This window comes from Bacillota bacterium, from assembly GCA_030705925.1.
In the GTDB taxonomy this organism is placed as follows: domain Bacteria; phylum Bacillota; class Clostridia; order Oscillospirales; family Feifaniaceae; genus JAUZPM01.
The window spans coordinates 25,753-34,949 of record JAUZPM010000020.1; the positions used below are offsets into that span (position 1 = coordinate 25,753).

The window sequence follows — 9,197 nt, forward strand, 5'->3', positions numbered from 1 at the left end:
GTTTAACAATGCCTAAATGTGTAATGATCGCTGATGATTTGACTGGAGCCAATGGTTCAGGTGTTTTGATTAAAAAACTAGGGCTCGATGTGATGACAATTATGGATTTGGAACGGATCAATATGCAAAACGTTGAACCTTATGATGCAGTAGTTTATCCGACTGACAGCAGAGCGATTGAGCCGGAGATGGCATATAGTCGTGTTCAAAATGCAATGAAAACTTTAAGCAATCAAAATGTTATACTTTATTCAAAACGAATCGACAGCACTTTTAGAGGCAATATAGGCAAAGAAATAGATGCTATGCTTGACTTTCTTGGGAATGGTTATATTGCTGTAGTAGTACCTGTTTTCCCATCTGCAGGAAGGATATGCTGTGGTGGATATTTACTTGTTAATGGGATGCTGCTGCAAAACAGTGATGCGGGACGTGACCCGAAAGCTCCTGTCAATACCTCTATTGTGGAAAATTTATTAAAACGTCAAACAAAAAGAAAAATCGAATGTATATCTATAGAAACTGTTTCCAGAGGGGCAGATTCCGTAAGTGCTGCGATTAAAGAAGGGACTAAAAACGGAACAGGTATTTTTATTTCTGATGCTATAAGTGATGACGATATTTTAGCTATAGCGCAAGGTGCTATTAATTCCGGTATCCCATTTATTACTGCTGATCCGGGGCCATTTACGGCGTCAGTTCTTAAAAAGATAGTTGTATCATCGGATGATATAATTAATAAAGTAATGATTTCAGTTGGAAGTATTACAAACACTACACGTCAGCAGATAGAATTTTTAAAAAAAAGCAAGCAAGTTTTTATAGCCACAATTGATGTTAAAAAGCTTCTCGAGGGCCCCATGCAATATAAAGAAGAAATAGATAGGGTATATAGTTTATTGTGTGGCAATATTGAGAAATATAATTATATTAGCGTAATGCTAAGTTCAATTAATCCTGAAATGCGAGTTGATTTTTCGGAAGCCGCAAGCAAGATGAATTGTTCACCAGAGGATGTTTCTATATATGTAAATGAAGCAGTTGCAAATGTTACTATTAATATATTAAAAAATCATTCTGATATAAAAGGAATTTATAGTTCGGGCGGAGATATTACAGTTGCTATATGTAAAATGCTTGAGTCGTCCGGGCTGAATCTGATAGGAGAAGTTATACCTCTCGCAGCTTATGGCAAGCTTGTAGGGGGACAGCTTCCGGATATCAGTATTGTAACAAAAGGCGGAATGGTTGGAGATCAGTCGGCTGCAGTTCAATGTTTAGACTACTTAATCAGCCGTCTTTAAGAAAGGATAGATATTAATGGAAAAGCCAATAGTTGTTATACCTCTTGGAGATCCCTGTGGAATAGGACCTGAGATTGTGGTTAAAGCGCTTAACGTAAAGGAGGTCTATGATTGGTGTAACCCTATTGTAGTCGGCACCGAAAGCATTATTCTAAATGCAATGAAAATCTGCGGGATTAACCTGAAAATTCAAAGGACAGAGCATCCTAGGACGGCCGCTTTTAACTATGGCGTCATTCAGCTTTATAATGTCGAATGCATTAATCTTTCAGATATGAAAATTGGTGAAGTTCAGGGGATCGCTGGCGCTGCTGCCTATGCATATATTGAAAAATCCACAAAACTAATATTATCCGGTGAAGCTGATGCGCTTGCAACAACACCAATAAATAAAGAATCATTTAAGGCTGGCGGGGTGAATTTTATTGGTCACACTGAAGTTTTGGAACATTTAACTGGCGCAACAGATCCTCTTACTATGTTTGAAGTAAGAGATATGAGGGTATTCTTCCTGACGCGCCATGTATCGCTTCGCAAAGCATGTGATCTGGTTACAAAAGAAAGGGTATTAGATTATATAAAACGATGTACAGATGCATTAAGAAGACTTGGAATCAAACAGGGCACAATGGCGGTCGCGGGGCTTAACCCCCATAGCGGCGAACACGGACTGTTTGGGGACGAGGAGGTCAAATATGTTGAGCCGGCAGTAAAAGAGGCGCAGGCGCAAGGTTATGATGTCGTAGGACCAATTGGCGCCGACTCTGTATTTCATTTAGCACTTCAGGGCAGGTTCAACAGCGTATTGTCCTTATATCATGACCAGGGGCATATTGCCACTAAGACTTTGGATTTTGAGAGAACTATTTCTATCACAAACGGTTTGCCTTTCCTGAGAACATCTGTAGACCACGGGACTGCACTGGATATTGCAGGAAAGGGTATCGCTAGCGAAGTAAGTTTAGTTGAAGCTATCAGACTTGCGGCAAAATACGCACCATCATTTAATAAAAGTTAGGAGGTTTTTTATGATAAATTTAGCAGCTACTGCGGCAACTACAGCCGCAAAAAATGTTAATATAATGCAAGTAAGCATTGGCCTTATAATTGCTATAGCATTTTTGCTATTTGCTGTGCTTTGGACCAAAATACACCCGTTTATCGCCCTAATTATATCTGCGGCAATTGCCGGAATAATAGGCGGCATGAAGCTTGGTGATATATCTGGGGCTATTACAACAGGATTTGGAAATACACTTGCCAGTATCGGCATCATAATCGGTTTCGGCGTAATAATGGGACAGATATTTGAATACTCGGGTGCCGCCGAGAGGATGGCGAGAGTTTTCTTAAAAATATGCGGAAAAGGCAATGAAGAACTGGCAATGGCTTTTACAGGATTCGTTGTTTCAATTCCAATCTTCTGCGACTCGGGATTTGTTATCCTTTCTCCTCTTGCAAAAGCAATATCCAAAAGAACGCACAAATCTGTAATATCGCTTGGAGTTTCGCTTGCAGCAGGACTTGTGATCACCCATTCACTCGTTCCTCCGACCCCCGGACCGCTTGGAGCGGCAGGTCAGTTCAACGCTGATATAGGTCAAGTATTGCTATGGGGTATAGTTTTATCAATACCTATGACCATTGTTGCCATGTTTTATGCGAAATGGATTGGAAAACGTATTTATCAGCTTCCAAGCGACAAGGGAGACGGTTGGGTAAGACTTGACAAACCTGCTGAATATAGATATGGAACAATCGATGAAACGAACAAGAATCTTCCATCAACGTTTTCATCTTTTGCTCCGATCATTATTCCAATTCTGCTTATCCTTATTTCCACGATCTCTACCGCTGCAGGTTATAAGGGTGGGGCAAAACAATATATTGACTTTTTAGGAGCTCCTGTTATAGCAGTTGGTATTGGTGTTTTATATGCAATATTTGTTTTGCTTCGCAAGGTTGATAAAAAAACCAGCATCGGAGAGATGGAAAAAGGAATCAGAAGTGCCGGCGTTATTCTTCTAGTAACAGGCGGCGGCGGGGCACTTGGTAATATCATCCGTGCATCCGGAGCAGGGGATGCAATTGCAAAATCCCTTGCAAAAACAGCGATTCCAGCAATAATCCTTCCGTTTATCATAGCAACGCTTGTTCGCTTAATACAGGGAAGCGGTACTGTCGCAATGATTACGTCAGCTTCAATAACAGCTCCTATATTGCTTCCGCTCGGAATTAACCCGGCGATGGCGACATTATCAGCATGTGTCGGTTCACTTTGCTTTTCACACTTTAATGATAGCTATTTCTGGGTCGTCAACAGACTGCTCGGCATTGATGAAGCGAAAGAACAGATACGGGTATGGTCATTTACCTCGACCATATGCTGGGCAACAGGGTTTGTTGCGCTTATGATTTTAAATATATTTGTGCATTAATAATAACAGACGTTGAAAAGGACAGACGAAGAACAGGCGCTCTGCTGTATCTGTATACAGCAGAGCGCCTGTTACGGTAGGGGCACGACACCAAATCAGATGTTAGCTTTTACTTTACTGTGATTATTTTTTAAAATAATACTAATTAAAATAGAAGACAACAGCGCTGTTATTCCTCCAAACCAGAAGGGAGCGGCAGGACTTAGATGATCCCACAGAAGGCCTGCGATTATTGAAGCTGGAAGTAATGCAATTCCTGAAATCGATGCGTAGAGCCCGAGAACAGTTCCTTTAAGTTCTGCCGGTGAAATTTCTGCGACAAGCGCCCGTTCAACCCCTGCTGTCATAGCTGTATATAAACCGTAAATAACAAATAAAATCAAAATTGCGATTTTTTGAGTGCATACTGCAAAACCGATATAAACAAGACCAAAGGAAAAATATCCTGAAACTAGCAAATGCCGTCGGCCAATTTTATCTGACAGTCTTCCGAGAGGTATTGCAAGTATTGATGAAACAAAGTTATAAATAAAATAGAGGAGAATTACAGTTGTCGCATCATAGCCGACATGCTGAGCTCTGAGCAGCAAAAAAGCATTTGAAGAATTACCTATTGTAAATAAAAATATTACGAGCATGAACCCTTTTAAGCGACTGTCAAGCTGCCTAAAACCGGAGACAAGGTGAATTTTTTGAACGTCTTTTTTTACTGCATTTTTTTCATTAATAAACAGAATTACTATTAGACCAAATACCGCCGGAATAGCGGATAATACAAATATTTGTTTATATGCATAGTTTCCGTTATAGGATTTCATCAAAAAATACGCGAGCAGTATTCCAAGCGCGGAGCCTGCCATATCAAGTGCTTTGTGTATACCGTAGCTTGAGCCTAGTTTGCCCTCTTTAGCATTTTCAGCCACTAAAAGATCACGCGGCGCGGTTCTTATTCCCTTTCCAAAGCGGTCGATAATACGCGCCAAAAGGATTCCTGCCCATGACGATGCGAGAATCAGAGCCAGCTTATAAAAAAGCGACGCGCTGTATCCGAAAAATACTATCGGCTTTTTCTTTTTATATTTGTCAGAAATATAACCGCTGAATACTTTTAAAAGACTTGCAAGACTTTCTGCGATTCCCTCGATTATTCCAACCAAAACCGGGGTCGCACCGAAAACAGAAGTAAGGTATAAAGGTATTAGGGGATAAACCATCTCGGTGCTTATATCAACAAAAAAGCTTACAAAACCAAGTAAAAATATATTTAACATTTCTATTCCTTAAAATTTATTTTTTCCCGCTGAAGCCTTTGACTCCCTGAAGCGCGAATATATTGGAATTGTATGTGAATGTAAGATTTTCACGTTCACGCTCACGTTTGAATGCTAGGTCAATAAGCTCGCTTGTGAGTTTTGTAAATGATTTGCCCGTTGCCTCCCAAAGATAAAACGACAGTGAACCTGGGATAGTGTTTATTTCGTTTATATATACATGATTATTGTCAGATGTATCAATAAGAAAGTCTATACGTGAGACACCTGAAGCCCCAAGCGCATGAAAAGCTGACACTGCCAGCGCTTGTATTTCGTTCGTTAAGTCCTCAGGCAGTTCCGCGGGGCATTTGCGTTTAGCGCCGCTCATGCCTTTGCCGCCGCCTTTTGACACATATTTATCATTATAGCTTAGAATTTCATCGCTTTGAATAGGTTCTTCCAGAACGGATGGGGAAGCGGATGTATAATCACCGAGAACCGAGCAGTTGATTTCACGCAGTGCAGTGACTGCTTTTTCAACAAGTATATTAACTGCGAATGACCCGGCAAAATCTATAGCATCGATTAATGAAGATCTATCTGCTGCTTTTTTGATGCCTACGCTTGATCCTAAATTTGCGGGTTTAACGATAACAGGGTATGTTAGTGTATTTTCAATGTTTTCAATGATTTTGCTGTTATTAGACGTCCAGTCGCGTGCCGTGAAAGATATGAAGTCTACGACAGGAAGGTCACAATGGCGCAGGATTTGTTTCATTACGACTTTATCCATGCCAACAGCAGATGATATAACATCACAGCCGACATAAGGGATTCTTACGCTTTCAAGAAGACCGGCAACCGTTCCATCCTCACAATTAGTTCCGTGAACGACGGGGAAAGCAACGTCGATCCTTATTTTTAGAGGTGCTTTGAAGGTTTTATGTTTTGTTCCGTATAGGAATACTTCTCCGCCGCTGCGCATCAGCGCCACTTCTTCACATTGTGAAAGCAGAGCGGGTATGTCTTTAAAATTTTCAACAACAGTAAGTGCCTCACCAGTATAAAGTGTGGCATCTTTAGAAATGTAAACAGGGGTCACGTCATATGTCGAACGGTCGATAGCATGTATCGTCTGAAGGGCGGATATAACGGATATTTCATGCTCAACGGAAACGCCGCCAAACAGAACGGCTACATTGGTTTTCATTTAGGTTCCTCCTATATCAGTTTTCTTCGTAATTGTCCGGCAGATCGTTTTCAAAAAGCACGATACTGTCAGCGTCAGCTATATGTTTAAGTTTTTCTAATGCTTCATTTAAATTTTTAACTACATGTATATGTTCCTCGTCAAATCCGCCTTCACGCAAGCCCTCGACAATAGGAATAGAGCGTTTTATACCAACAGGGATCACAATGTCGCAGCAGTCTGCAGCATGCTTTCCGAATTCTTTATTGAGTTCATACTCCTTAGTTCCGAGTTCTACCATTCCAGGCGTGATGAGTATTCGTTTTTTGTCTTTAAACCTAGATAATACATTCAATGCCTCTGACGCACCGGATGGATTAGAGTTAAAAGCATCGTCTATTACCGTGTAAGCTGCAGAATGTTTGAGCTCTAGTCTGTGTGTCACAGGGACAAGTTTTGATACGGCAAATGCAACGCTCTCCGGTTCAATGCCAAGAGTCAGGGCAATTGAAGCTGCCCCTGTGATATTAACTACGTTGTTCTCACCGAGAAGCTTTGTTTTAAGCGAAAGTTCAAGGCCGCTACTTGATTTTAGGGTGAATGTAAGTCCTTCTTTGACATATTCTATGTTTTCGGCCCAAAATGAAAGGGTGTTATTCTCAATGCCGTAAGAGATCACTTTTTTTGATACTGATTTATTTTTTATTATATCGTTTGAATAGTTAAGAAATGCGACGCCGCTGTCCGGAAGGGCGTCCACAAGCTCAAATTTAGCCGCGGCGGTGTTTTCGATTGTTTTAAAGCTCTCGAGGTGAGCGGGCCCAATAGAGGTTATTAGCCCGTATGTCGGGTGGACGATATCACATATCTCTTTTATATCGCCCCGCTTTTTTGCGCCCATTTCTGCAATAAAGATGTTATGTGATGGTTTTAACTGTTCGCGGATCGTACGGACTACGCCCATTGTTGTATTATAGCTTTCAGGAGTCATTAGTACGTTAAATTTTTCGGATAAAATCCGATGTAATATATATTTATTGCTTGTTTTACCGTAACTTCCCGTTATACCTATCACCGTAAGGCTGCTTTGACCGGAAATTATCCTTTTTGCATCGCTCACATACCATGCTGAAACTGCGTTTTCAATTGGAGTATTAACGAAATTTACAAATGGCACAAAAATAAAAGGGATATTAAGTAATAAAGATATGACTATAAACAGAGTGAACATGTTTGAATCAATGGAATTGACACAATCATAAGGGTAAAGGATATTAACTAGGGTGATCAATATGATGCAAATAATTGCTGACGTAATGTATAAACGTTTAACACGGGCTGTAATTACGAACTTTTTCTTTTGTGGGGTGTTTTTAAAAGTCAGCAGCCATATAATTGACGTCAATACAAATACACCTGCAAATAGGTAAATTTGACCGATAAGTATAAAAAAACATGAAGCTAAGGGGAGAATGCCCCATATACGCAGTTCTTTTGAAAAGTTTTCACTGAGCCATTTAAAGTAACGACTGTTTTTATATGAATTCAGCTGGAGCATATGAAAATATTTTTTTAATGACATTATCATACATACAGAGAAAATGACTGCAGATAAATTGTATAAAAAAAGATACATGAAAATCCTCACTCTTTTATTTTGTCGGGGGATAAAAAGTTTTCGACCACAGTGTTAAATATATAAGGCTGTTCAAGATAGGAAAAATGCCCCGCGCCTTTTAAGACAACAAGCCCGCTGTTTGATATAGCCGACTCCATGATTTTAGCATCCCGAATGGGAGTTGCGGTGTCGCATTCGCCCCAAATTAGGAGTGTCGGAGTTTTTATTTTCGGAAGAATAGGCGTCAGATCTTCTGAAAGCAGTTTCACCATAGTCTTACGCATTAACGGAGAAGCGTTTTTATAATCTTCAGAACCAAAGTGAACGCGCGCTTTTTCCAAAAGCTTTTCTGTTTTGGATTTCCATAATGGAACGGTGAGCACTGATTTTGTAAATTTAAAAGCTGTGCTTCTAACAGACTTTTTTGCGCTGGGCGGAGCCTTTATTCCGGCGGAATCAACTAGAATTATTTTTCTTGGCTTGATGTCATAATTTGCAGTAAGGTACAATATAATACGTCCGCCGTTAGAATGACCTATTAGGATAGGGGTTTTGATGTCCAAGGCATCTAAAAATCCTGATACAGTATCAGCATAATCCTTAACGGAAAATGGGAAGGATGGTTCTGCCGTTAAACCAAAACCGGGAAGATCAGGCGCAATGACATGAAAGTCAGCTTTTAGAAGGTTGACGATAGGCATTACCGTAGCAATGCTCGCCCCCCAGCCATGAAGGATTACAACATCTCGCCCCTGACCTTCGGTTATATAATTTATCTTTATGCCATTGCAGTTTATATACATACACATTCTCCGTTATCGTTAGCACGGTTTCATATTAACATTATTTTATATTATAGAGGATTATTCTAAAAAAATAAAGAAATAAAAGACAAAAAGGGGCGATAGTGCCTCCTTTTTGTCTTTGTAAATATAGCTTTATTTTTTATCAGGGATGATTTCGAGCCAATAGCCGTCAGGATCATTTATGAAGTAAATGCCCATTGTGGGGTTTTCATAACAAATAACGCCCATTTCTTTATGCTTTTTATATGCAGAGTCATAATCGTCGACGTTAAAAGCAAGATGTATCTCGTTATCGCCTAAGTTATAAGGTGTTTTCCTGTCTTTTAGCCAAGTTAGTTCCAGTTGATGACCGGTTATGCCATCGCCTAAAAATACAAGTTGAAAAGAACCGTCGCGTGATGTTTTTCGCCTTATTTCCTCAAGGCCAAGAGCTTCTTTATAAAAAGCAAGGCTTTTTTCAAGATCAAACACGTTTAGATTGTTGTGAACCATTTTGAATTTCATAGTAAACAGCTCCTTGATTACATAATTCGTTAAATAACTGAAGAAATGCATCTTCAATTTCTATAGGTTTGCGTTCGGCTAAATC

General features: G+C 39.9%; 8 protein-coding genes. 3 read left to right on the forward strand and 5 right to left on the reverse strand.

All coding sequences use genetic code 11. The features are described 5' to 3' along the window. Window positions 1-8: 8 nt before the first annotated feature. Genes Q8865_04735 through Q8865_04745 form a run of 3 tightly spaced genes read left to right on the forward strand, consistent with a single transcriptional unit; the run spans window position 9 to window position 3,742 of the window. Window positions 9-1,304, forward strand: coding sequence for a four-carbon acid sugar kinase family protein (locus Q8865_04735; protein MDP4152735.1), 1,296 nt, complete (start codon window positions 9-11; stop codon window positions 1,302-1,304). A gap of 10 nt (window positions 1,305-1,314) precedes the next feature. Beyond that, window positions 1,315-2,322, forward strand: a complete 1,008-nt coding sequence (gene pdxA, locus Q8865_04740) for a 4-hydroxythreonine-4-phosphate dehydrogenase PdxA (protein ID MDP4152736.1) — start codon at window positions 1,315-1,317, stop codon at window positions 2,320-2,322. 10 nt (window positions 2,323-2,332) lie between these two features. Next, window positions 2,333-3,742, forward strand: coding sequence for a GntP family permease (locus Q8865_04745; protein MDP4152737.1), 1,410 nt, complete (start codon window positions 2,333-2,335; stop codon window positions 3,740-3,742). 95 nt (window positions 3,743-3,837) lie between these two features. Here the strand turns inward: Q8865_04745 and Q8865_04750 are convergent, their stop codons facing one another. The 5 genes from Q8865_04750 to Q8865_04770 all read right to left on the reverse strand — a co-directional run bounded on the left by Q8865_04750 (window position 3,838) and on the right by Q8865_04770 (window position 9,112). Beyond that, a complete protein-coding gene (locus Q8865_04750; protein MDP4152738.1) occupies window positions 3,838-5,013 on the reverse strand; it encodes an MFS transporter in 1,176 nt (391 codons plus the stop codon). Window positions 5,014-5,029: 16 nt separating this feature from the next. Next, window positions 5,030-6,205, reverse strand: a complete 1,176-nt coding sequence (locus Q8865_04755; protein ID MDP4152739.1) for a D-alanine--D-alanine ligase family protein — start codon at window positions 6,203-6,205, stop codon at window positions 5,030-5,032. A 16-nt stretch (window positions 6,206-6,221) separates the two neighbouring features. After that, entirely contained in the window at window positions 6,222-7,361 is a 1,140-nt protein-coding gene (gene murF, locus Q8865_04760; protein MDP4152740.1) for a UDP-N-acetylmuramoyl-tripeptide--D-alanyl-D-alanine ligase, read from the reverse strand. Window positions 7,362-7,828: 467 nt separating this feature from the next. Then, entirely contained in the window at window positions 7,829-8,605 is a 777-nt protein-coding gene (locus Q8865_04765; protein ID MDP4152741.1) for an alpha/beta hydrolase, read from the reverse strand. Window positions 8,606-8,740: 135 nt separating this feature from the next. Continuing rightward, window positions 8,741-9,112, reverse strand: coding sequence for a VOC family protein (locus tag Q8865_04770; protein ID MDP4152742.1), 372 nt, complete (start codon window positions 9,110-9,112; stop codon window positions 8,741-8,743). Between the last annotated feature and the right edge of the window lie 85 nt (window positions 9,113-9,197).